The following is a 23,085-nucleotide window of genomic DNA, read 5'->3' as shown; positions in this document are numbered from 1 at the left end:
CCGTTCAGAATGACATAATTTTTATATTACGGGTACTGGAAAACTCAACCTCGCTATAAACATAGTATCGGCACGGCGTTCATAGCCTTTGAGTATTTGACTTTCTTCGAGCTTAAGACCAAGCTCTTTTACCAGGAAATCAACTACATCCTCATTTTCGCCTTTAAAAGCCGAGCAGGTGATGTAAATAAGCGGTTTACCGGGCTTGAGGTATTTTACTACGTTTTGAGCTATGCTTTTTTGGAGCTTCTGGAAAAACTCGATCTTATGCTGATCAAACTGGGCAATCATCTCGGGTGTACGGCCCCAGGTGCCTGATCCGCTGCAGGGGGCGTCGAGGATGATGCCATCAAAAGCATAATCATGCAGTACCTGATCCACATTGGTGGTGAGGTCAAGCGCCTTTTTCTGATATTTGGTTAAACCGGCCAGGTGAAAGCGTTCGTCCAGATTGGCCAGTACCGATTCGCGGATGTCTGACACCACCAGCTTAATGTTGGGCTCATCCTCATGCAGCAGCAATGATTTACCGCCTGATGCCGCGCAGGCATCCCACCAGCTATCCCAGCGTTGCGGCCTGAAAAAATCGCCGGTTTGCTGCGAGGAAAAGTCCTGCACCTCAAACCAGTGTTGCTTGGAAAATATAGTTTCAAGCCGGGTACCGTTCGGCAGTGAAAGACAGCCATTGCCCTCGTCCTTAAATACTATTTGCGCCTTGGTCAGCTCGCCCTTAACCAAATGGTCATAGCCATTGCGTACCCGGATAAAAAGATCGGGTTGGGTGAAGAATGATTTTAAAAAAGCGTCACGATTGATTTCCGGAGATAGTTGTGACGCCCATGGAAACACATCCTCCAGGTCAAAATCGGGATGTGCTATTTTTACCAGGGCCAGTTTATCATCGATATTAAAACCGATGCAAGCTGCCCATTCCGGTTTAAAGTTTTGTAAAAAGGAGTTGGTTTGAGTATTGCATAAAAATTCGGCAACAAACAAACGCTCATCGGCAGGTAAATGGCGCAGGGCAAGACCTATCCTAAAGTAATTGTACATCAACCGGTTGGCAATACGCCTATCGGTTGATCCCATTTGTTTATTTTGCCTGTAGAAGCCGGGTAAAAACTTACTTAGAGGCGTATCGGCAGGGTATTCACCCAAAATTCGCTGAAACGTTTTAAGCTGGTTTATAGCCTTCATTCTACCTGTTTTAACTCAAAGTTACTATACATTAATATATTTACATGCGTGTTAACCCAACCCAAACCAGGTTTTTTTACAAAATGGAAACCATTGTGTATCCCCGTAAAATCGGTTTTGTCTATTTCCGCCATATTCTTACTTCCTTCCGAAAGCTGGCGGCCAAAAAACAAGCCCTCGTCAAAGCCTTTGATGGCGTATTCGGTAGGTTCAACATGATATACTTTACGATAGCTGCGCAAAAACGCAACAGTGCTCTCTTGCTTGTAATTTACCTTATCGCTGGAGGTAATATGCGTTTTAAGCCGCTGTAAAATATCGGTCTTTAAAAAGCTAAATTTCTCCCAACTAGGGTGGCCAAACAGTACCACAGGATAGTTTTTATTTAAAGTATCCAGTGATCGCAGTGTAACACCTAAAAATGCCTGATCGGTAGCCGGGATCACAAACACATTTCGCTCTGTTTTTGACAACTGCGGTAGCAAACCGCTCAATTTACCCCGTGTTATAATAACGCTTACAATTTTAATCTTTTTATTGCTTAAACTATCAGTTGCTTTTTTAAAGTTTATAATATAATCGTTTTCCTGGCTAAAACCCGAGCGCAGGATAAATATTTTTTTAGGCTTGAGTTTATCGTTAATGTATTGCGCCGCGCCCACGGCATGGTATTCCAGCGGCGGTATAGCGGTAATCAGGTTATTGCTTTTGATAGTAGCTGGCGAAGCAGGCGACAGCGGCGATAAAACAGCCATGCGTGTACCCATCACCACGGCAAATTGTTTTAGTCCATCGGGATAAACAGGGCCTACTATCAGGTCGCTGTTTCTTATTTCCGTATGATAGGCTAAACCAAGCGTTGTGGAGTTATCATCTTTGGAATCATAAAGCTGCAGTTTAAAATTGGCGCCCTGGGCGGCCAGCGAATCTAAAGCCAGTTTAAAGCCCTGGTAGTATTCAATACTCATATTGGCCTGACTCAAACCTGCGTTGCTATAATTGCGCGGCCGTACATGATCAAGCCCCATAGGTAATATCATGGATATAACAGAAACTTTTGCTACTGGCTTAACGGGAGGTTTTTCTACGGGCTTGGGCAGGGGCTTTTCAACTTTTTTTACGGGCGTTGATACAGGCTGCACTTTTGGTGAGCATGCACCCAGTATCAGCGCCGCGCTAAAAAACAATAACCATTTATTCCCACTCAATGGTAGCAGGTGGTTTTGAACTGATATCATATACTACCCGGTTAATTCCTTTTACGTTATTGATGATCTCGTTTGAGATCTTGGCCAGCAGGTCATAAGGTAAATGGCACCAGTCGGCTGTCATCCCATCCAATGATTCCACAGCACGCAGGCATATCACGTTCTCGTAAGTACGCTCATCGCCCATTACCCCTACCGATTGTACCGGCAAAAATATAGCGCCGGCCTGCCAAACCTTATCGTAAACACCATATGACCGCAAATTGTTGATATAAATCGCGTCGGCTTCCTGCAATATAGCTACTTTTTCTGGTGTAACATCGCCTAAAATCCTGATTGCCAGACCCGGACCCGGAAAAGGGTGCCTGCCTAAAATATTCGGATCGATGTTCAGGGCAGCGCCTACTCGTCGTACTTCATCTTTAAATAAAGTATTTAGCGGCTCAACCACCTTCAGTTTCATAAAATCTGGCAAACCGCCAACGTTGTGGTGCGATTTGATGGTAGCCGACGGACCTTTTACCGATACCGACTCAATAACATCTGGATAAATAGTGCCTTGTCCTAACCATTTTACATCCTGAACCTCGTGCGCAGCATCATCAAATACCTCGATAAATACACGACCGATAGCCTTACGTTTTAATTCAGGATCTTTAAGGCCTGCCAATGCATCGTAAAAACGTTGCTTGGCATCAATACCTTTTATGTTTAAGCCCATGTGCTTGTAGGAGTCGAGCACTTGCTCATACTCGTCCTTGCGCAGCAGGCCGTTATCTACAAATATGCAATGCAGGTTTTTGCCGATGGCATGGTGCAGTAATACTGCCGCTACGGATGAATCCACACCGCCTGATAAACCTAATACTACCTTATCGTCGCCCAGTTTTTCGCGCAGGGCAGCAATGGTGGTTTCAATGAACGAATCTGGTGTCCAGTCCTGTTTGCAACCGCAAATGTCAACCAAAAAATTCTCCAGCAATTGCTTGCCATCAATACTGTGTGTTACTTCGGGGTGAAACTGGATACCGTATGTTTGGGTACCGGTTACCTGGTAGGCTGCAACCTTTACGCTATCGGTACTGGCAATAACCTCAAAATTATCGCCGATGCGGGCAATGGTATCGCCATGCGACATCCACACCTGTGAGTTCTCCGGAATATTTTTAAACAGCGGATTTTCCTTGTTGATATAATCCAGATTAGCGCGACCATACTCACGGGTGCTCGAAGCCAAAACTTCGCCGCCATGGAAATGGGCAACATACTGTGCACCATAACAAACCCCTAAAATAGGGCGGGTAGTATGGAACTGCGCGAAATCAAAATGCGGTGCATCTTCCTGCCTTACAGAATAAGGACTACCGGAAAGGATGATACCTTTTACAGTGCTGTCAATTTCGGGATAATGATTGAAGGGGTGGATCTCACAGTAAATATTGAGCTCCCTGACGCGGCGCGCGATGAGTTGGGTGAATTGCGAGCCAAAGTCAAGAATGAGGATTTTTTCTTGCATGGGCAAAGATAAAAATTTGATGTGAGATGTGAGATATGAGATTTGAGATTTTGGTAATCAATGATTTCGTTGATTCCGCTGATTTTTTCTGAACCATGATTTATAGGATTAAAGGATTATCAGGATTTCTTCATTATTCGATTAAACTAACTTGTCATCCTGAGGAACGAAGGATCTATTAGCAAATATGCATATCGTTTAATAGATACTTCACTCCGTTCAGCATGACAAACATATTGTAAAAAAATTTCTCTCTTTCCCCTGTCAGCAGATAAGCTTCGGATGAAAACGGGCAGAACAATGGTGGCCTGTGCGGCTGAAGGGGCATTGCGAACCTTGCCTGAAGCGTGGGATCTGAGCGAACGAAGTGGAGGTAAGGTTTAGCAGCCCGTGGTTCTGCCTGATTTGCAGGGTAAAGGCCTCGTGCGGCAAAGAAGCATTTCTGGTGACTTGATTTTTGGTTACTTTTCATCAAGGAAAAGTAACTGGCCCTCCCGCGGCCAAGAGCGGGTATACGCCAAACAAAGCTGCCCTGTATAACATGCGATTGCCACGCTACGCTCGCAATGACATGTGTAAAAATGGCTTAAATGAGGCGTTTTTATTAATTGATTTATGGTGTAGTCGCCGCTACAGGCAATACTTTCCCATTAAAGAACTTATGCCCTGTAAGCGCAAAATCGGCTATGTATTTACCCATTTCAAAAGCCATTACCGGCGATTGATAACCCGGAAAAGCTTTCTCGAGCATTTCGGTTTGTGCCGAACCTAAAGCCAGACAGTTTACTTTGATATCCTGCTCTGTGAGTTCCTGGGCCAGGCACTCCGTAAGGGTGTGCAATGCGGCTTTACTGGCCGAGTAGGCAGATAAGCCCGGGAATTTGACACTACCCTGAAAACCACCCATGCTGCCCACGTTGAGGATATGCGAACCGGCGGGCATCAGCGGTAATAGCGCCTGTATCATACGCACATGACCAATAAAATTGCTTTGCAGCATTTCTACAAAGTCCGTTTCCAGTAATTGCGTAAATGGCTTGTTGATGAGCATACCGGCGTTATTGATGAGCACATCAACCCGGTTATCAAAATTGGAGGCTATAAATTGCTGCAGACCCTCATAATCATCATGTACAATATCAAAATTAAGGGCAAATAGCTGACAATCCGGGTTAAGGCCATGGGCAATCTCCAGCAGACGCTCCAGTTTGTCCTGCGAGCGGGCCAATGCAATTACCTTGTTGTTACCCGAAAGTATCAGTTCAATTACTGCTTCAAATCCCACGCCGCTGCTGGCGCCTGTTATAATAATGTTCATATGCCCCTGTATAATACATGTCATTGCGAGCGTAGCGTGGCAATCTCCTTACTTAATGAGAAGATTGCTTCGTTCTCGCAATGACATATTCTTTTGTTTATTTTATTGCGTTTAACCGCGCCTAAAATACCAATTTTTGTTCAACAGGGTGATCAATCAGATAAAAACCGTCGCTAATCAATTTTTTTAGCTCGGGCTGGTCTTTGGTTTTCTGTTGCAGAAACTGTCTGATCTCGGTTCTAAGTGCAGGCTCAACATCTTCATGCTCCAGTAATTCCAGTATTTCGAGAGCACAGAGCCAGTCGTCGTGATGGTTTTTCTGCAGCATGAACCATACATTGCCCAAAAAGCCAAAGTCGCCGCCTGTTTGTCGCCGATTACGTACCTGCTGGTAAAGTTTATGTAGCTCCCGGGTCCGCAGATCATATTCTGCGTGGTGGGTAGCCGTTTGTGATTTATAAACGATCTCTTCAAAAGCCGCTTTGTCAGCAGCGCCGCAAAATACCGAAACGATGCTTTCGCCAACAGCCATATCGTACACACCCCATGACGGGTCGAATAATACATGTCCTTTTTTATCGGTAACTGTACAATCAGCAAAAGTGATGAGCTGCGTTTTGCCCAGGAAGGCTAATATGGTTTTTATCGTTCCTTTAACTTTTATACCGCTTTCAAAATCGAGTTCTACTGTTTTACCTTTGGCGATGCCTATGTTTTCCAGTTCGTCCTCGGTCAGATCTTCTAAAGGCGTTGGGATATTTTTCAATTTCCCTACCGGCGAGCTGAAACCGTCCGCGTGATAGTTTTTCCCATGTCCCGGCAGTTGCTTGTTATTCACCGCTAACGACGTTGGACCAGTAGTTTTGATAAAGTAAGGATTATCGTGTCCATCAACCTTAAATTCGGTAATGGTGCCCGATACTTGCAAGCCCGAACTGTAAACTATGGTGCAGGTATTTTTGCTTTCAACGGCCTTGGTCAGGCCATAAGCTCCACCCTTGCGGAACGACATAGTATTGGCAAATTCTTCCAGCACATCAATCAGGTTCTGAAAAGTTGGCGTTACAAACAGCTGCGGCTGTGGTTTGGTAATGTCATAACTATAGTTCAGGGCATCAATGGTATACCATAATTTTTCCACCTCAGGATTCATACAGCTGGAACTCTCGCCTATTGACGACAACAAACCCGCTCCATAGATCTTAGGGTTTTCCAACGTACCGATCAGACCGTACTCTACCGTCCACCAGTGCAGACGGCTCAGCAGGGCCATTTCAGATGGCGCCCCCATGTTTTCCTGGCGATAAGCTACCAACTCTTCAGCTTTGCTGATCTCCGCGTCATTCGCATCGGGCATTTCTTTTAATATGGATAGCGCCCTGATCGCTTCATACAGTTCAAAATCCTGTGCCGAAAACATGGCTTTAGCTCCTATCGAACCAAAATAGCTCAGGTACTCGTGATAATCCTTATCAGCAATAATAGGCGCGTGCCCGGCCGACTCATGGATAATATCCGGTGCCGGGGTATATTCAATATGGCGCAACTGGCGGATATCTGCCGCTATCACCAATACGCGGTAGGCCTGGTATTCCATAAAAGCGGCGGGCGGTATAAAACCATCTACAGTAACGGCGCCCCAGCCTATTTTGGCCAGTGCATCGTTCATCTCCTGCAAATCGGGAATACGTTCAATGGTAAGGCCTGCTTTGGTTAAGCCAGGTATATAAGGATAGTAGGCAACATCTTTAAGATAGCTGTAATTCTGGCGCATCACATAGCGCCAAACAGCATGATCAATAGGTGTATAATGTTCGTAGTGCTGGTCGACTATAAATTGTTTTAAATGACCGGGCAAGGCCGCAACCTGCGGATTGTTAAAATCATTAAAATGGCTCATTTACGTTGTTGTAGTTTATAAGAAGAAACGCAAATTTAGAAAATTAGGTGTACTCACACACTTTATTTTCGCTACTCGCCGCCCGGATCTGCGGCTGTTTCGGTCACCTCTTCGTCATACTTTTTCAGCCCCTTATCTAAGCGGCTTGGGCGGATCACATAATACAAGCCAAATAGTGCCACTAAAAGTGATATGAGGTAAAATGATGACGGTAAAAAAACCGAGAGCCCTTTATCCATCGGAAAATAATCGGACAGTTTAGTAAATATGGCTTCCCTCGCCCCTGCTCCACCGGCAGTAATGGGTATAATAGATGCGAGCGCTGAGATCAGGAATGATAAAAGGTATGGCGAAAACTTACCATCAAAATTCTGCCCGAACATGACGCAGATGATAGCCAGCAACTGGAAACCCTGTAATACCAGGGCTTTTAGATGTGCCTCGAAGAAGTATTTGGTATACTCCCTGAAAAACATGTAGGCCACAAAATAATAAACCGCCGAACCACCCAGGAAGATACTCACCGGCAGCGCTTTATGTATATCGATCTGCGGGATCATGAATATCAGGGCAACGGTGATCAGGCCGATGGCCCAAAGTCCGCTGAGCCTATCAAACATAATGGCCCAGAACAGTTTTTTGCCGGGAACTTTATGCGCTTTGTTCAAAATGAAGATCTTGTAGCCGTCGCCGCCTATACCACCGGGCAGCAATACGTTATAAAAAAGGCCGAGGAAATACAGTCGCAGGTTATATTTAGGGTTCAGCTTTAAGCCTATCGACCGGAAGAAGCTGAGTAAACGCCACGATGATACCACCATCGAGCAAAAATAACAAACAACGGCAGCGCCCATCCACCAGTAATTGGCGTGCAGCAGGCGGTATTTTACCAATTGGATAGGTACCTTACTAAATACCCAAATGAGCAGCGCTGTGGTAACAGCAATTTTTAATACAGTTTTAGTAACATTCCACAGTTGCTGCTTAAATGTTTTTGGCGCTGGTATTTCGTCTTCCGTCATTGGCTGCAAAGCTAGTTATTTTTTAGTATCAAGTAGCTAGTATCAAGTATCAAGACTTTTCTTTATTCAGTATATCAAGTATCATGACTTGAACCGTTTTTATTTTTTAATGTTTTACAAAATATTTTTTAATCGCGCCAACGTAAGTGTCTCGATACTTGATACTAGCTACTTGATACTATAATGGCGATTTTACATTTAAGTCACAATACTTGATACTTGATACTCGATACTTTAAACAGCAATTGTTATTTTTGCGCAAATTTTAGGAGTATGAGTAAAGTAAAAGTTGGCCTGGTACAGATGAGCTGCACTGCTGATAAACAGCAGAACCTGCAAAAGGCTATTGTTAAAGTAAGGGAAGCCGCCGCAAAAGGCGCGCAAATAGTTTGTTTACAGGAGCTTTTTACCTCGCTTTATTTTTGCGACGTAGAAGATTACGACAACTTTAAACTTGCCGAAAGCATCCCTGGCCCCTCAACCGATGAGCTGCAAAAAGTAGCCGCCGAACTGAATGTGGTGATCATTGCCTCGTTGTTTGAAAAACGCGCGCAGGGTGTTTACCACAATACCACCGCCGTGCTGGATGCCGATGGCAGCTACTTAGGCAAATACCGTAAAATGCATATTCCTGACGATCCGGGTTTTTACGAAAAATTTTACTTCACTCCCGGCGATCTGGGTTATAAAGTATTTAAGACCAAATACGGCAAATTGGGTGTACTTATTTGCTGGGACCAATGGTATCCCGAAGCGGCCCGCATTACCGCGTTAATGGGTGCCGATATCTTATTTTACCCAACCGCTATTGGCTGGGCCACTACGCAGGATGAAGCCACCAATGTGGAGCAATACAATGCCTGGCAAACCATACAACGCTCGCACGCGGTAGCCAACGGTGTACACGTAGTAAGCGTAAACCGTGTAGGCGAAGAAGCCGGTGTAAAATTCTGGGGCGGATCGTTCTTTGCCAATCCGTTTGGCGCCATCATCCACCAAACTTCGCATGATCAGGAAGAAGTGGTAGTACAGGAACTTGATCTTGATAAATCTGATTACTATAGAAGTCATTGGCCGTTCCTGCGTGATCGGAGGATTGACAGCTACCAACCGATCACCAAACGTTTATTAGACGAGGATTAAATTTCCAATATTAATATGTCATTGTTAATTCTATAACAAATTTGTCATTCTGAGCGTAGCGAAGAATCTGTCGCCGGATAAATCCTTCGCTACGCTCAGGATGACAAACATAAATAGCTAAGAGATTGTCGTCGTTCCTCCTCGCAATGACATAGGGAATAAAACCATATTGCATTTATTTGCTTTTAACCAAATATGAGCCAAAACATTTCAACCATACAAACTCCTGCTTCGCAGGGATTTTCCTTTCCCGCTGAATGGGCCAAGCATACTGCCACTTGGTTAAGCTGGCCGCATAAGGAGGCTTCGTGGCCGGGTAAATTGGATACTATTTATCCTTCGTACATCGAGTTTATTAAAATTTTAACCCGTAACGAATTGGTACGCATCAATGTGGTTGACGAGGTCATGAAAGCGGCCGTAGTTTTTCAACTGCAGCACGCCGGTGTTGATATGAGCCGGGTTGAACTGTTTGCTTTTGGCACTAATGATGCCTGGTGCCGTGATCACGGACCAGCATTTGTGATCAATCCTGAAACCAAACAAAAGGCAATTATCGATTGGGGTTACAACGCCTGGGGCGGCAAATATCCGCCATTTGATCTGGACGATGTGATACCTACCAAAATTGGCAATCACTTTGATTTGCCGGTATTTAACCCAGGCATTGTGATGGAAGGCGGCTCGGTTGATTTTAATGGTAAGGGCACTATACTCACTACCACCGCCTGTCTGCTCAACAAGAACCGCAACCCTTTGTTAAGCCAGGATCAAATAGAAACCTACCTGCGCAACTACTATGGCGCCGAGCAGATCCTGTGGCTGGGCGATGGCATTGTTGGCGACGATACCGACGGCCATATAGATGATATTACCCGCTTTGTAAACGAAGATACCGTGGTTACCGTTGTGGAAGAAGATAAAAACGACGAAAACTATCACCTGTTACAGGAAAACCTCGAAGCCTTAAAAACCATGCGCCTGCTCAACGGCAAACAGCTTAATATTGTAGAGCTGCCTATGCCCGAAGCTGTGATTTATGAGGATACCCGTTTGCCGGCATCATACGCTAATTTTTATATTGCCAATTCGACGGTTATTGTACCAACCTACCGCTCGGTTAATGACGATAAGGCCTGCGATATTTTACAAAAATGTTTCCCCGATCATGAAGTGATCGGCATCGATTCAACCGATATTATCTGGGGCCTCGGCAGTTTCCATTGCCTTAGCCAGCAGGAACCAGAGGTTTAATGCTGCGAAATCTATCGAGCCCTTTCGGTGAGATAAAATAATTATGTAGAGATTGCTGCGTACCCCGTAGCAATCTTTTTTATATAAGCAGATGTTACCCGCCAATGTCATCAAGTTAAGAAACTTTTCAAACCCCATAGGAGAGCCTTTAACCCTAACTTAATGACATTTGCCCCTTCCCAAGAGTAATAGCCCATCAAGTGGCAGCTATCCCCAAAAGGGTGTCATGCTGAGCTCCGTCGAAGCATGGTGAATTGGCCTCTGCGCTCTACCCTTCGACGGAGCTCAGGGTGACATCCCCTTTTTAGTATTATTTTTTCCTTATGCCTTTTCATGGGCTACTATCTTCCCGAGAGAAGAATCACAAGAAGCTCTAACTCTTTTTGCCGGGTGTCGCCCTTACGGATAGGACTTAATGACACAAAAAAGAGACGCATGTGATGCGTCTCTACAAAAAATCTTGTCAATCTTATAAAAATCCTTTAATCCTGTTTTATATACCCAGTACTTGTTTAAGCTTTACATAGCCGGTTTTGCTTACCGGTATTTTGGCGCCCGATTTGAGTATGGCCAGGTGGGCGTCTTTTTCGTACGGGTCGATACGGGTAATTTGTTGTATAGCGATGATGTAAGAGCGATGTACACGCACAAACTGGCGGGCATCCAGGGTTTTCTCAAAAAAGTTCATCGTCTTATTTTTCAGGTACGATCCTTCTTTGGTAAACACGCTTACATAATCATCATCGGCCTGCAGGTACTCCACATCAGCCACTGGGATAATTTTAACTTTAGTGCCTGTTTTTACCACGATACGCTCATTTTGTGCCGGTGATTGTGAAGCGGCAGTTTCCAGCAGGTCTTCGGTTTGTTTAGGCGCATGTTTTTCGGGCGCAGTAGCCAGGAATTTTTCGATGGCCTTGGTAAAACGATCTCTGCTGAAAGGCTTTAACAGGTAATCAACAGCGTGGGCCTCAAATGCTTTAATCGCATACTCATCAAAAGCGGTTGTGAATATAACGGCTGGCGGTTGCTCCACCAGTTCCAGCATTTCAAAACCATTTATTTTAGGCATCTGCACATCCAGAAAAATCAGATCGGGTTGGTGCTGCTGTATGGCTTTTAATCCTTCAAAGCCATCACCGCACTCCTGTATCAATTCAATTTCACTAAAACTTAGCAGATACTCCTTTACAACCATTCGTGCTAAAGGTTCATCATCAATAATTAAGGCTCGCCTCATAACTGTGGTATTTTTATAATGGTTGTAAATATATTATCATTTCCATGAGTTTCCATCAAATCGTTACGGGCAAAAAGCAAATATAGGCGGCGTTGTACCCCACGCAAGCCAAAACCGGTACCTTTTTGAGGGCGCGAGGTTTGCGGATCATAGGGGTTTTGAACCATCAGCACTAAATAATTATCATCCATTTCGCTGCGGATGCTTACGGTTACTTCGCCGGTGGTATCATACAAACCAAATTTTATGGCGTTCTCTACCAATGGCTGTAGTAACATAGAAGGCATTACAGCACTGCCACATTTATCATCGCAGCTTATTTCGGTTTGCAGACGGTGCCCGAAACGTACTTTTTCAATCTCCAGGTATAGGTTCAGGTGTGCCAGTTCTTCACTTAACGGCACCTGCTGCTGATCGTCCTTTTTCAGCGTGCCCCGTAAAAAGTCAGACAGCTGGTGAATCATCTTGCGGGCCTCATCCGGTTTAAAGCCGATAAGGGCATTGATAGAGTTAAGGCTGTTGAACAAAAAGTGTGGTTGTAATTGCTGGCGCAGGTTATACAGTTCGGCATCACGGGCCAGTTGTTCGGCTTCAGTTTTACGTTTTTGTGTTTCTTTCTGGTCGAGCTGAGAATACCAAAGCAAGCTGATCATAGCCATCCAACCGATAGCCAGGAAATCGGTAAAAAAGCGGATAGTTAAGGATTGTTGTACAAAGGTAACAAATACCTTATCGGTATTAATAAGAGGCAGCAGGTAGCGGCATCCCAGGGTACAAATACCTGCCAGCGCTACGCACCAGATAAACAGGTTAATATAACTGCCTTTACCGGGCTGGTAGTAACGCAGGTTATTATTAATAAGCCAGCAGGCCCCCGAAAGCAGGATGGCACTCAGCAGACCATCGGTTGAGGCTGTGAACCAATAAAAGCCAAAACTATGCACAATATAAGTTTGCAGGCCGGCCCAAACCAGGCCGCAAACAATAAATGCGCCGTATAATTTTGAAGCTGATATAGAGGGTAATGCCAAAACTTATATTTTTATTTTTAGTATCGTTATTAGTATTAAGTAGCTAGTATCAAGTATCAAGACCGAATTAAACATCGACAACAAAGTCGCGATGTTTAATACAGATTATCTGTGTTTTTATGTTTTACGTTTAGTATTAAGGTTTTAGTATTAAAGTTCGGATTCTATCTTGATACTTGATACTAGCTACTTGATACTAAAATAAATCAGTTTCTCACCCCCAATAATGCCGATTTGTGATGTGCCCAGGCAATGTACAAATCGGCGTCGGGTGTTTCATGTATATTGTAGTACAGTTCGGTGCCATCGGTAAGCTCGCCTATCTGGTTTAACTCGGCCACATCAATAAACTGCCATTTAACGGTTTGTTTTTCGATATTTTTAAAACTATCCTGATTGGCATGACCAATTTTATTTGCTTTTTCAAAGGCGCTCAGTTCGTTATCTGCACTGATAAGGCGTAACTGCTCATCAAACTGCGCCTGGTGATCGCCTGCACCACTGATCACCCTGAAAACTAATTTTGCTACGTACCAGTTCATTATGTTTGTTTTTTAGAAGTATCAAGTAGCTAGTATCAAGTATCAAGACCGAATTAAAACGTTGATGATAAAGTCTTGATACTAGCTACCTGATATTAAATCATCAATAGCTGCGTATGTCAACCCCGGCAAAAATGGAGGTTCCTTTAAGTACCAGTATTTTATCGTTATTGGATGATGCCGTGCTGCGGATGCGTTTATCGTCAACACCGGCAAAAACAGCCGCCAGGTCTGATACCACTTGCCAGTTGGATGGTACAATGATTTTGGTACCGCCAAATACCTGGGTAATGTCTATATAAACCCTGCCGCTAATATCAGCTTGTGTAAAATCAAGCTCAGCGCCGCCAAAAATGTTCACTATTTCGCCGCCTTTAAAATTTTTGGAGAGTATGGTTTTGTTAACTCCGCCAAAAATAGATACAGCATCCAGGTAGTCGTCGCCATTGTGGTAACCGAACGGAGGCGTATTAGGGTTTTTAGGTGGTACATCGTCGCCATCTTTTATAGCGTAATCAGCTTCCGGATCGTTTTTACCAAAATCAAAATTGGCTGCTTGTTTACTCCATTTTCCGTCTTGCTTAGTCCATTTACCATCTTTGATGTTCTGTTCCCATTCATTATGCCTGCCGCGTCTTAAAATAAGCCATATACCAAAACCAATAATACCAATTGGCCATACTATACGACTGGCATCGTCAATATTATCATTTAATAAAAAGATAATTCCTAAAACAATCATGATACTCCAGGTTGCTTTTCTGAAGTTATGTTTAGCGCCAAAATAAAGACCTATTACAATGAGCCCCATGGGCCAGCTGAATATCCAATCGGGAATGAAAAAATCGGCAAATTGCTTTAGGAGCAGCACTCCTCCTACGGCAAGTAGTATAACCCCAGCCATCGCTTTTCCTCTATTGGGGTTGGTTGTATGTTCTATATCGTTGTTCATTTGTGTGCAAATTAAATCATATCCAAAACTAAGGTAACATTATACATGTGCCAAACAAAAACTGGCGATATATTTAAAGAAATCGGTAGAGGTGGATGTTTTGTCGGTGAAAAAGTTTGAGGGGAAGTAGTATCAAGACTTTGAAGGGGGGATTTGCGCTGGTGATGACATGGCGCATAGTAGACTTACCCCGCCACGCTTCGCGGGCGCCCCTCTCTCCGGCTTCGCCGCAAAGAGGGGCACTCACCCACGCGTCATTGCGAGGTACGAAGCAATCCCCGATTTGCAGAGCCGCTCTGTATAGCATAGAGATTGCTTCGTACCTCGCAATGACGAATTTATACCCTTAAGTGTATTCGTTTGCAAGCGAGTGTAAGAGTCATGATACTTGATACTCGCTACTTGATACTAAAAACACCCACAACAAAAGGGAGCCCGCAAACCGGTACTCCCTCATGAATTGACTATAAACTATTAAAATGAAAAATTAAACTTCAGGTTCGGTTGTTTTATCGAAATGAAAAGTATCCTTAGGCTTTTCAAAATAAAACTCTTCTTTGTGTTTACGCGGTCTGAAGGCTATCCAGGCACCAAAACCCATAATGGCTACCGGCCAAACAATACGGTCGGCATCGGCTATGTTGTCATCGAGTAGAAAGGCCACACCCACCAGGGTGATCAGTATCCAGGATGTTTTACGGAAATTGTACTTGGCACCCATATATACACCCCAGGCCACTATCCACATAGGCCAGCTAAACAACCAATCGGGGAAAAGGAAAAGATCAAATTCTCTGATCAATAGTATACCGCCAATGATCAGTAAAATTACCCCTGCAGCAGTTTTGCTATTATTGGGGGTAATGGTAGTTTCTATATTGTTGTTCATCGCTTTAAGTATTAATATTATACCCTAAAGGTACAGCGGTATACCAGGCAGCACAAGGTGATATAGGTGAACAGCGTGTAGGAAATCGGTAAAAGTGTGGGTTTATCCGGTGAATGGAGAAGGGCAAAAGAAACCTGGATCGAGAATCTGGAGCCAGGAAAAAACACCATGTTATTGCGATGACAAAACGTTCAGCTCATCCGCCCATCATTACCCGAGGCAACCACTTCTGCCGCATACTATATGCCAATCTTCGCCACCAAAACATCCAATAACTTTCCGTATATTTATATCAATCAGCAGCCCGCTTTCCTTTTTATCAGGAAAACGGGCTGTTTTGTTAAGAGCAAAACAAGGCCTAAAACCGGTCATTTTTAATATAGTTATTTGAATATCAAAAAATTAATACTTTTTAAAGTTTCAAAAACACATCAAAACGGCCCTGAAATTTGTTAAAAAGTGTTAAAATGAGGTTTTTTAAAGCAATTTTCGATCGATTTTCGCCTCAATTCGAGCCGAAAAGTGTTAAAATTTAAGGTTTAAAAAGTTTTCAGGGCATCAAAATGTTAAAATTTGGGTGGAACTATTTTTCGGCAGCCCTACGTAACTATAAATATAGTTATATTTACTCTTATTAAAACCGATTAAACCCGATGCCTAAATTATTGCAATTGCTGTTGTTGTCATTATTAACAGTAACCAGCCCCAAAACCGAATTACCCGATAGCAAACGCGCCAGCGATGTACGCACCATTGTATGGCCAAGGTTACAAAAAGAATTGAAAAATAAAGGTCTGAAAGCAGGATCAGCCGTTTACCTGCGCATATTCAAATACCAGGATGCGTTGGAAGTGTGGCTAAAAGCGGGGCCGAAATATATCCTGTTTAAAACCTATGATATTTGCTACTACTCCGGCGGTGTGGGAACCAAAACCCGTTCGGGAGATGGCAAAAGCCCCGAAGGTTTTTATACTATTGAACCTAAACAACTTAACCCGGTGAGTAACTATCACCTGGCCATCAATATAGGCTATCCCAACAAGGTAGAGCAGCTCAAAGGTTATACTGGCAATGCGGTAATGATACATGGGCACTGTGCGTCTATCGGCTGTTACGCTATGACTGACCCCAGGATAGAGGAAATTTACACATTGATTTACAAGGCTTTTGAAAGCGGCCAGCAAAAGATCAACCTGGATATATATCCCTTCCGGATGACTAAAAACTACATGGGCATTTTTGCTCAACAACCCTATATGCCGTTCTGGAAAACCCTGCAACCAGGATACGATCTCTTCGAGAAAAACCACATCCCTGCCGAGTATCACATTAAAGGTAATGATTACGCGTTTTAAAGGGAATAGAATCAAGAGGTGAGAGTCAAGAATTAAGACAAGAATAAAACTTTGAGGTTTCTCTTGATTCTTGGCTCTAATATCTTGATTCTTTTTTTACTCCATGAGCAGTACCATCAGGGCCTCTTCTACCCTGTCCTCGTCCAGCAATCGTTTGGCTTTCAGGTGTAATTGCAGTTCACGGGTCTGGCTATCACCTATGGTGGCGTCCAATAGTTCTTTTATGGCGGGATCTTGCTTATACAGCTCAATAGCGTCATCAATAGGCAGGGCCTCCAGGTTGCCCAATTGCCCCAGGTTATTGCCGGTAAGTACCCTGGAATTGCGTATGCTATACGGCAGACTATCAACGCCTATGCCTATTTTGGCATTGGGCTTGGCTACCTTGAACAGGTTATCTTCGGTGATTCGGCAATACCAGTCGCCGCCGAGACGAGCCACCAGGTCCATTTTAGCCTGGTCGATTTTACCCTCGGCATCTAAAACATGGTCTTTGATATGGATGATCTTGATCTCAGCCAAAATCAGGTTACCGGCACCGGGAGTATCTCCAAGCGAGATCACCTGGTTCACCACGCATTCCAGTTGTACAGGAGACTCGGCCACACGGGGTGGTTTAACCAGTTCAGACGCTACAGGAGTTAAACCCGATTTTATAAATTCGTTCACCCCCTTAGGATACATCACACTCGAGAGGGAAACCTGTTGTACCATATCGTAATCAACAATATTGATCACGCATTCCGGAACTTCTAAAATGTTCTGTAGCGTATGCTTGGTAATATTATCCCGAACACTCCGTGAAGGCGAAAACACGCAAACTGGCGGGTTAGTACTGAATACATTAAAAAAACTGAATGGGCTCAGGTTCACCTTACCATCTTTATCAACTGTGCTGGCAAAACAAATAGGCCGTGGTGCAATGGCATGGTTCAGGTAGCTTTGCAATTGAAGAATGGAAAGCTCGCTTACTTTTAGGGATAGCATCGGTATTTGGTTTATTTTTTCAATCCCAATATCGAAAAATCACTGTCGGCTTTTTTGATGATATTGCCCAGCATACCCAAGCCGGTGATCTCCATTTCAACCAGGTCGCCGTCTTGCAGCCATTGTGGCTGATAGTTGGCATCATTGAGCAAGCCGGTTCCGTTTAGCTCCAGCAAACAGCCAGTACCAACCGTACCTGATCCTATTACATCGCCAGGGAGCACATCGCAACCGTAGGCACAGCGTTCAATGATCTCGGCAAAGGTCCAATCCATATCGGCCATATTACCTGCCGACACTTGTCTACCGTTCACGGCACAAGTCATCTGCAGATTATAATTATTACCAGTATGCCCGGGTTTTGGTGCTGTTTTATATTGCTCCAACTCATCGGGTGTTACCAACCAGGGACCGATAACTGTCGAAAAATCCTTGCCTTTTGCCGGACCAAGGTTCAGCAACATTTCTTCCATTTGCAGGGTGCGGGCGCTCATATCGTTCATGATCATATAGCCGGCAATAAAGCTATCCGCATCAGCAGCTTTAATATTTCGGCCTTTTTTGTTGAGCACTACAGCTACTTCCAGCTCAAAATCGAGCTTATTGAAATGATCGGGCATGCATTCAATTTCACCGGGCCCCTGTATGGCATTGTGGTTGGTGAAATAAAATATAGGGTATTGATCAAATTCGGGTATCATATCTACCTTGCGGTTGCGGCGCGCGGCTGCCACATGCTGCCTGAAGGCATAACCGTCACGGCACGAGGTTGGATGAGGCACGGGAGCTATCAGCTCAAAAAACAATTCCTCCTTAGCCTCCATTTTCCCCAAACTAATGGCCTCATGAACACGGCGGGCATGATCCATCAGCTCATCGCCGCCCCACAAAAACTCATTCATATTGTCGGGGATCAGTTTATCGCAGGAGTTCAGGTTATAAATGTGCTTGTTTATAAAAATACCTAAATGCTCGCGGTCTTCGGTTTTATAGGATACTAATTTCATAGGATAGTGTATTTATTCTGAGTTTTGACCGGCTTTCGCCTACCGGGTAAAATAATATAGATCAATATAATAAAAGTTAATAAGGCCACAATATCTACCAGAAGTCCGGTTAAAACAAGTCCGTAAGTTACACCGCTACCCGAGGCTGATTTGCCTTCAAAATGCGTATAAAAATGCAGAGGAAAGCCAATAGAAGTGATTCCATCCGAGGCAGTATTAAATTTTGAAAACACTACGGTAATTATGATCCAAATGGCTATCCCTAACCATATAGCTTTCCTTTTTATCATAACCGGTAATTGGTTGGGTCAAAACTAAACATTTTACCTCATGCGTGGTTAAAATATTATGCTTGCATATTAAAAATATTACTTCTAATTTCGTACTGACCATGTTAAGCATACAAAAACATTTCCTGTTTTCACTGGGCCTCACCAGCATGAGCGATTCATCATCGTTCAGGGATGCTATGCTTGCCAAAATAGTACTGGCTCAATACTAATTAGATTTTGGGATAAAGAGACTCTGGGAGTAAGGATAAGTAAGGCTTGTGCCTACTTTTCGTACAATCCAATAGTCTACAAATTCTTATTCCTCACTGTCCAAAAACTATCCGGATATTTTAAACGTTTTATTGTTAACCAATTAAAACATCATGCCTTTATATCATACATTAGGAGCTATCCCGCATAAGCGGCATACACAGTTCCGCAAACCTGATGGTTCGTTATATGCCGAAGAACTGGTATCAACCGAAGGTTTTTCGAGCCTTTACTCGCTGGTATATCATGCCTACCCACCTACCATTGTAAAAACCTTGGGTGAGCCATACAGTGTGGAGCCTAAAATAGCCCGCGAAAAACACCTGAAACATACCAGTCTGATTGGTTTTAATGTAAAACCCGAGGATGATTACCTGAAAAGCCGTAAACCGGTGCTGGTAAACAGCGATCTGCATATTTCATTGGCAGCACCGCGTAAATCTATGACGGATTATTTTTACAAAAACAGCCAGGCCGATGAAGTGGTTTTTATACACGAAGGCTCAGGAACCCTGAAAACAGGTTTCGGCGATATCAAATTTGTATACGGCGATTACCTGGTGATCCCTCGCGGCACCATTTACCAGCTGGAATTTGATACACCAGATAACCGGCTGTTTATTGTTGAAAGTTTTAGTCCGATAAGACCTCCTAAACGCTACCGGAATCAATACGGGCAACTGATGGAGCATTCGCCTTATTGCGAGCGTGATATTAAGCGCCCTACCGATCTGAAAACGCATGATGAAAAAGGCGACTTTAAAATTTTGATCAAAAAACAGGGTTTAATCTATCCATACATCTACGGCACACATCCTTTTGATTTTATTGGCTGGGATGGTTTTCATTATCCCTGGGCCCTGTCTATACATGATTTCGAGCCGATAACCGGTCGCCTGCACCAACCACCGCCGGTGCACCAAACTTTTGAGGGTAATAACTTTGTGATATGTTCCTTTGTACCCCGAAAATTTGACTATCACCCATTGTCTATCCCCGCTCCATATAACCATAGCAATGTGGATAGCGATGAGGTATTATACTATGTAGATGGCGATTTTATGAGCCGTAAAAGTGTAGTAAAAGGACAAATCACGCTACATCCGGGCGGTATTCCTCATGGGCCACACCCAGGTTCGGTAGAAAAATCAATCGGCAAAGAATCAACCGATGAACTGGCGGTAATGATAGACCCCTTCCGTCCGCTAATGCTAACGGAAGATGCTATAAAAATTGAAGACGAAAATTATTACAAAAGCTGGCAAATGTAGAAGGTGAAAGGGAAAAGGCGAAAACTGAAAGGTAGCCACAATTCCCAAATCGATAATTCAATAATTCACTAAATCACTAATTAGTAATGCAAACACAAACTTTAGATAAAAAACCAGGCACCACCGATTTTTTACCGCTTAACGGTACCGATCATGTGGAGTTTTACGTGGGTAATGCCAAACAGGCCGCTCATTATTATAAAACAGCCTTCGGCTTTCAAAACCTGGCCTACTCCGGTCCCGAAACAGGGGTGCGCGACAGGGCATCATACGTATTACAACAAGGGAAGATCAGGATAGTGCTCACTACCCCACTACACTCCAATCATCCTATTGCCGAGCATATTAAAAAGCATGGCGATGGCGTAAAAGTGCTGGCCCTTTGGGTTGATGACGCATATGATGCCTTTGAACAAACCACCAAACGGGGCGCAGTGCCTTATCAGCAACCGCAAACCTTAAAAGATGAGCACGGCGAGGTACGCACCAGCGGTATCATGCTTTATGGTGAAACTGTTCATATGTTTATCGAGCGTAAAAATTATAATGGTCTGTTTTTACCAGGCTATCAAAAGTTGGAGAACAATTATAATCCACCAGCTGCTGGTCTTCTTTATATCGATCACTGCGTAGGTAACGTGGGTTGGCATAAAATGAACGATTGGGTGAATTTTTATGAAGATGTAATGGGCTTCAAAAACATCCTCACCTTTGACGATAAAATGATCAGTACTGAATACTCTGCCCTCATGAGCAAGGTAATGAGTAATGGAAACGGTTATGTAAAATTTCCGATCAACGAGCCTGCCGAGGGCAAAAAGAAATCGCAGATTGAAGAATATCTTGAATTTTATGAAGATGAAGGCGTGCAACACCTTGCCTTAGCTACCGACAATATTGTGGCGACCGTAACCGATTTGCAGAGTCGTGGCGTAGAGTTCCTTACCGTACCTACTACTTATTATGATGAACTAACCGATCGTGTAGGTCATATCGACGAAGACCTGGAACCCTTGAAGAAACTAGGCATCCTGGTTGATCGTGATGATGAAGGCTACCTGCTGCAAATTTTCACTAAACCTATTGAAGACAGACCTACCCTGTTCTTTGAGATCATTCAGCGCAAAGGGGCAAAATCATTCGGTGCGGGTAATTTCAAAGCCCTGTTTGAGGCCATTGAACGCGAGCAGGAAATAAGGGGCAATCTTTAATTTTTTGTAAGTTTTACATATCTTAGATGCTTAAACCTAAGCCATCATGTTAAATAATAAACTACTGGAAATATCAGAAAATTGGAAATTAGAAGCCAAACAAGAAGATAATGAAAAATACTTTTTTCATATAGATGAGTCTAAAAGAGTATTAAATGGTGAAAGATTCTATGTAATAGGCAGAAAAGGGACTGGAAAATCTGCTATAAGCGAATACATACTGAATCTAAAAAAATACGATATTTATTCAGAGAAACTATCTTTTAAAAACTTCCCATTTAATGAGTTATATAACTTAAACAATTCTGGATATACGCCACCAAACCAATATATAACGTTATGGAAATATATTATTTATTCATGCATATGTAGGTTGATGGCAAAAAATCAAAATATTGATTCAGCGGCAAGATCCGTATTAAACCAACTTTATCCTCCAGATCCTATAAAGTCATTATCAAAGTTAATTGACAAATGGACTACTAAAGAATTTGGAGCTACTATTATGGGTACGGGAGCTCATGTCAAAGTTGATAACAAATTTTCGGCACTACAAAATATTCCATGGATAGAGAAAACTCACATCTTAGAAGAAGTTATAGAACAATATATTGATAATTCTAAATACTATGTGGTTTTTGATGAGTTGGACGAAGATTATAGAATATTTCAAGATGCAAATGACTTGAGTCAATATACTTATTTAATAACTAGCTTATTTAAGGCAGTCCAAGACGTTAAAAATATTTTTAAAAACAAGAAGCAAATTATATGCCCTGCAATTTTTTTACGAGATGATATTTATGAATTGATAAGAGATACCGACAAAAACAAATGGGGTGATTTTAGAATAAATTTGGAATGGGATGAAGATAAGTTAAAAAAAATGTTAGCTTTTAGAATTTCCAAAGTGATCAATCCTAACGGGCCAGTTCTACAGTTTAATGAAGCTTGGCATTCAATATTTAGGAAGGAGAATGTGGGTATGGGAACAAGAAGTAATAAGCGGGTAGACACTTTTGGCTACATAACCCTAAGTTCACAATTAAGACCAAGAGACTACATAAAATACATTCAAGTCTGTGCCGAAAAAACCTATAATGATGGCCAGCCTTTCATTTCTGCTAAAACTGTAAAAGTGGTTGATAAGGGATTTTCTAATTATTTAAAAGATGAAATTGTAGACGAAATTCACGCAGTACTTCCAGAAATTAACACCATTTTTTCTATAATTTCCCAAATTAGAAAGTGGAATTTTACAATTGCTGAATTTAAAAAAACTTATAACTCTTATATTCAAAAGGGCACAATAAAGGAAAAAAATATCGATTATGTGTTACAAACACTTTTCAATTTTAGTGTGATTGGCAATAGACCTCAAAACAGGGATATCTCATTCTTTAAATACATCAACAAAGAAGCGAGATTTAATTTTAATGAAAATATAATAGTTCATAGAGGATTATTTAAAGCGTTACAAATATTATGACCTAAATGTGT

Annotated in this window: 20 protein-coding genes; 6 read left to right on the top strand and 14 right to left on the bottom strand. The window is 42.9% G+C overall.

Annotation, left to right across the window (positions count from 1 at the left end; all coding sequences use genetic code 11):
- Positions 1-21: 21 nt before the first annotated feature.
- The 6 genes from G7092_RS23630 to G7092_RS23605 all read right to left on the bottom strand — a co-directional run bounded on the left by G7092_RS23630 (position 22) and on the right by G7092_RS23605 (position 8,161).
- Positions 22-1,197: an RsmB/NOP family class I SAM-dependent RNA methyltransferase gene (locus G7092_RS23630; RefSeq protein WP_166093281.1), complete on the bottom strand. Its 1,176-nt coding sequence runs from the start codon at positions 1,195-1,197 to the stop codon at positions 22-24.
- Positions 1,194-2,435, bottom strand: coding sequence for an ABC transporter substrate-binding protein (locus G7092_RS23625; RefSeq protein ID WP_166093279.1), 1,242 nt, complete (start codon positions 2,433-2,435; stop codon positions 1,194-1,196). Before G7092_RS23625 ends, G7092_RS23630 begins: the two co-directional genes overlap by 4 nt.
- Positions 2,392-3,921, bottom strand: coding sequence for a glutamine-hydrolyzing GMP synthase (gene guaA / locus G7092_RS23620; RefSeq protein ID WP_166093277.1), 1,530 nt, complete (start codon positions 3,919-3,921; stop codon positions 2,392-2,394). Before guaA ends, G7092_RS23625 begins: the two co-directional genes overlap by 44 nt.
- A 613-nt stretch (positions 3,922-4,534) precedes the next feature.
- Positions 4,535-5,239 (bottom strand): SDR family NAD(P)-dependent oxidoreductase, encoded by a 705-nt coding sequence (locus tag G7092_RS23615; protein WP_166093273.1) that lies wholly within the window; start codon positions 5,237-5,239, stop codon positions 4,535-4,537.
- Positions 5,240-5,360: 121 nt separating this feature from the next.
- Complete coding sequence (locus G7092_RS23610; RefSeq protein ID WP_166093271.1) at positions 5,361-7,139, bottom strand: aromatic amino acid hydroxylase; 1,779 nt, start codon at positions 7,137-7,139, stop codon at positions 5,361-5,363.
- A gap of 71 nt (positions 7,140-7,210) precedes the next feature.
- Complete coding sequence (locus tag G7092_RS23605) at positions 7,211-8,161, bottom strand: lysylphosphatidylglycerol synthase transmembrane domain-containing protein (RefSeq protein WP_166093269.1); 951 nt, start codon at positions 8,159-8,161, stop codon at positions 7,211-7,213.
- Positions 8,162-8,434: 273 nt separating this feature from the next.
- Here G7092_RS23605 and G7092_RS23600 point away from each other — a divergent pair, with 273 nt between their 5' ends.
- Together G7092_RS23600 and G7092_RS23595 are read left to right on the top strand one after the other, a co-directional pair.
- Positions 8,435-9,304: a carbon-nitrogen hydrolase gene (locus tag G7092_RS23600; protein WP_166093266.1), complete on the top strand. Its 870-nt coding sequence runs from the start codon at positions 8,435-8,437 to the stop codon at positions 9,302-9,304.
- A gap of 195 nt (positions 9,305-9,499) precedes the next feature.
- Positions 9,500-10,558 (top strand): agmatine deiminase family protein, encoded by a 1,059-nt coding sequence (locus G7092_RS23595; RefSeq protein WP_166093264.1) that lies wholly within the window; start codon positions 9,500-9,502, stop codon positions 10,556-10,558.
- A gap of 493 nt (positions 10,559-11,051) precedes the next feature.
- On the opposite strand, the gene G7092_RS23590 is transcribed toward G7092_RS23595, so the two are convergent.
- From G7092_RS23590 to G7092_RS23570, 5 genes are all read right to left on the bottom strand, one after another.
- Positions 11,052-11,798, bottom strand: a complete 747-nt coding sequence (locus G7092_RS23590) for a LytR/AlgR family response regulator transcription factor (RefSeq protein ID WP_166093262.1) — start codon at positions 11,796-11,798, stop codon at positions 11,052-11,054.
- The gene (locus G7092_RS23585; protein WP_202985401.1) at positions 11,795-12,829 is read right to left on the bottom strand and encodes a sensor histidine kinase; all 1,035 of its coding nucleotides are present in this window, start codon (positions 12,827-12,829) and stop codon (positions 11,795-11,797) included. Before G7092_RS23585 ends, G7092_RS23590 begins: the two co-directional genes overlap by 4 nt.
- A 206-nt stretch (positions 12,830-13,035) precedes the next feature.
- Positions 13,036-13,371, bottom strand: a complete 336-nt coding sequence (locus G7092_RS23580; protein ID WP_166093261.1) for a DUF4288 domain-containing protein — start codon at positions 13,369-13,371, stop codon at positions 13,036-13,038.
- A gap of 103 nt (positions 13,372-13,474) precedes the next feature.
- Positions 13,475-14,323, bottom strand: coding sequence for a LiaF transmembrane domain-containing protein (locus G7092_RS23575; protein ID WP_166093259.1), 849 nt, complete (start codon positions 14,321-14,323; stop codon positions 13,475-13,477).
- Between the two features lie 487 nt (positions 14,324-14,810).
- Positions 14,811-15,212: a LiaF transmembrane domain-containing protein gene (locus tag G7092_RS23570; protein WP_166093257.1), complete on the bottom strand. Its 402-nt coding sequence runs from the start codon at positions 15,210-15,212 to the stop codon at positions 14,811-14,813.
- 653 nt (positions 15,213-15,865) lie between these two features.
- Between G7092_RS23570 and G7092_RS23565 the strand changes: the two genes are divergently transcribed.
- The gene (locus G7092_RS23565; RefSeq protein ID WP_166093255.1) at positions 15,866-16,567 is read left to right on the top strand and encodes a L,D-transpeptidase family protein; all 702 of its coding nucleotides are present in this window, start codon (positions 15,866-15,868) and stop codon (positions 16,565-16,567) included.
- 96 nt (positions 16,568-16,663) lie between these two features.
- Here the strand turns inward: G7092_RS23565 and G7092_RS23560 are convergent, their stop codons facing one another.
- Genes G7092_RS23560 through G7092_RS23550 form a run of 3 tightly spaced genes read right to left on the bottom strand, consistent with a single transcriptional unit; the run spans position 16,664 to position 18,851 of the window.
- Positions 16,664-17,554 (bottom strand): flavin reductase family protein, encoded by an 891-nt coding sequence (locus G7092_RS23560; protein WP_166093253.1) that lies wholly within the window; start codon positions 17,552-17,554, stop codon positions 16,664-16,666.
- An 11-nt stretch (positions 17,555-17,565) separates the two neighbouring features.
- On the bottom strand, positions 17,566-18,561 hold the full coding sequence (locus G7092_RS23555; protein WP_166093252.1) for a fumarylacetoacetate hydrolase family protein: 996 nt from the start codon (positions 18,559-18,561) through the stop codon (positions 17,566-17,568).
- On the bottom strand, positions 18,558-18,851 hold the full coding sequence (locus G7092_RS23550) for a hypothetical protein (RefSeq protein WP_166093249.1): 294 nt from the start codon (positions 18,849-18,851) through the stop codon (positions 18,558-18,560). Before G7092_RS23550 ends, G7092_RS23555 begins: the two co-directional genes overlap by 4 nt.
- A gap of 365 nt (positions 18,852-19,216) precedes the next feature.
- Between G7092_RS23550 and G7092_RS23545 the strand changes: the two genes are divergently transcribed.
- The 3 genes from G7092_RS23545 to G7092_RS23535 all read left to right on the top strand — a co-directional run bounded on the left by G7092_RS23545 (position 19,217) and on the right by G7092_RS23535 (position 23,074).
- A complete protein-coding gene (locus G7092_RS23545; RefSeq protein WP_166093247.1) occupies positions 19,217-20,374 on the top strand; it encodes a homogentisate 1,2-dioxygenase in 1,158 nt (385 codons plus the stop codon).
- An 86-nt stretch (positions 20,375-20,460) separates the two neighbouring features.
- Entirely contained in the window at positions 20,461-21,585 is a 1,125-nt protein-coding gene (gene hppD / locus G7092_RS23540; RefSeq protein WP_166093244.1) for a 4-hydroxyphenylpyruvate dioxygenase, read from the top strand.
- A 46-nt stretch (positions 21,586-21,631) separates the two neighbouring features.
- Positions 21,632-23,074: a P-loop ATPase, Sll1717 family gene (locus G7092_RS23535; RefSeq protein WP_166093242.1), complete on the top strand. Its 1,443-nt coding sequence runs from the start codon at positions 21,632-21,634 to the stop codon at positions 23,072-23,074.
- The last annotated feature ends 11 nt before the right edge of the window (positions 23,075-23,085 follow it).

Origin of the sequence: Mucilaginibacter inviolabilis (genome assembly GCF_011089895.1) — a bacterium.
Taxonomy (GTDB): Bacteria; Bacteroidota; Bacteroidia; order Sphingobacteriales; family Sphingobacteriaceae; genus Mucilaginibacter; species Mucilaginibacter inviolabilis.
Note: the sequence above shows the minus strand (reverse complement) of the source record. Positions and strands in the feature narration are given on the sequence as shown.

Bases quoted from the DNA above. Each gene is read 5' to 3' on its own strand.
- G7092_RS23565 (WP_166093255.1), top strand. From the start codon at position 15,866: ATGCCTAAATTATTGCAATTGCTGTTGTTGTCATTATTAACAGTAACC.
- G7092_RS23605 (WP_166093269.1), bottom strand. From the start codon at position 8,161: ATGACGGAAGACGAAATACCAGCGCCAAAAACATTTAAGCAGCAACTG.
- G7092_RS23560 (WP_166093253.1), bottom strand. From the start codon at position 17,554: ATGCTATCCCTAAAAGTAAGCGAGCTTTCCATTCTTCAATTGCAAAGC.
- G7092_RS23610 (WP_166093271.1), bottom strand. From the start codon at position 7,139: ATGAGCCATTTTAATGATTTTAACAATCCGCAGGTTGCGGCCTTGCCC.
- G7092_RS23580 (WP_166093261.1), bottom strand. From the start codon at position 13,371: ATGAACTGGTACGTAGCAAAATTAGTTTTCAGGGTGATCAGTGGTGCA.
- G7092_RS23550 (WP_166093249.1), bottom strand. From the start codon at position 18,851: ATGATAAAAAGGAAAGCTATATGGTTAGGGATAGCCATTTGGATCATA.
- G7092_RS23555 (WP_166093252.1), bottom strand. From the start codon at position 18,561: ATGAAATTAGTATCCTATAAAACCGAAGACCGCGAGCATTTAGGTATT.
- G7092_RS23595 (WP_166093264.1), top strand. From the start codon at position 9,500: ATGAGCCAAAACATTTCAACCATACAAACTCCTGCTTCGCAGGGATTT.
- G7092_RS23600 (WP_166093266.1), top strand. From the start codon at position 8,435: ATGAGTAAAGTAAAAGTTGGCCTGGTACAGATGAGCTGCACTGCTGAT.
- G7092_RS23630 (WP_166093281.1), bottom strand. From the start codon at position 1,197: ATGAAGGCTATAAACCAGCTTAAAACGTTTCAGCGAATTTTGGGTGAA.
- G7092_RS23575 (WP_166093259.1), bottom strand. From the start codon at position 14,323: ATGAACAACGATATAGAACATACAACCAACCCCAATAGAGGAAAAGCG.
- G7092_RS23590 (WP_166093262.1), bottom strand. From the start codon at position 11,798: ATGAGGCGAGCCTTAATTATTGATGATGAACCTTTAGCACGAATGGTT.
- hppD (WP_166093244.1), top strand. From the start codon at position 20,461: ATGCAAACACAAACTTTAGATAAAAAACCAGGCACCACCGATTTTTTA.
- G7092_RS23615 (WP_166093273.1), bottom strand. From the start codon at position 5,239: ATGAACATTATTATAACAGGCGCCAGCAGCGGCGTGGGATTTGAAGCA.
- G7092_RS23545 (WP_166093247.1), top strand. From the start codon at position 19,217: ATGCCTTTATATCATACATTAGGAGCTATCCCGCATAAGCGGCATACA.
- G7092_RS23535 (WP_166093242.1), top strand. From the start codon at position 21,632: ATGTTAAATAATAAACTACTGGAAATATCAGAAAATTGGAAATTAGAA.
- guaA (WP_166093277.1), bottom strand. From the start codon at position 3,921: ATGCAAGAAAAAATCCTCATTCTTGACTTTGGCTCGCAATTCACCCAA.
- G7092_RS23625 (WP_166093279.1), bottom strand. From the start codon at position 2,435: ATGATATCAGTTCAAAACCACCTGCTACCATTGAGTGGGAATAAATGG.
- G7092_RS23570 (WP_166093257.1), bottom strand. From the start codon at position 15,212: ATGAACAACAATATAGAAACTACCATTACCCCCAATAATAGCAAAACT.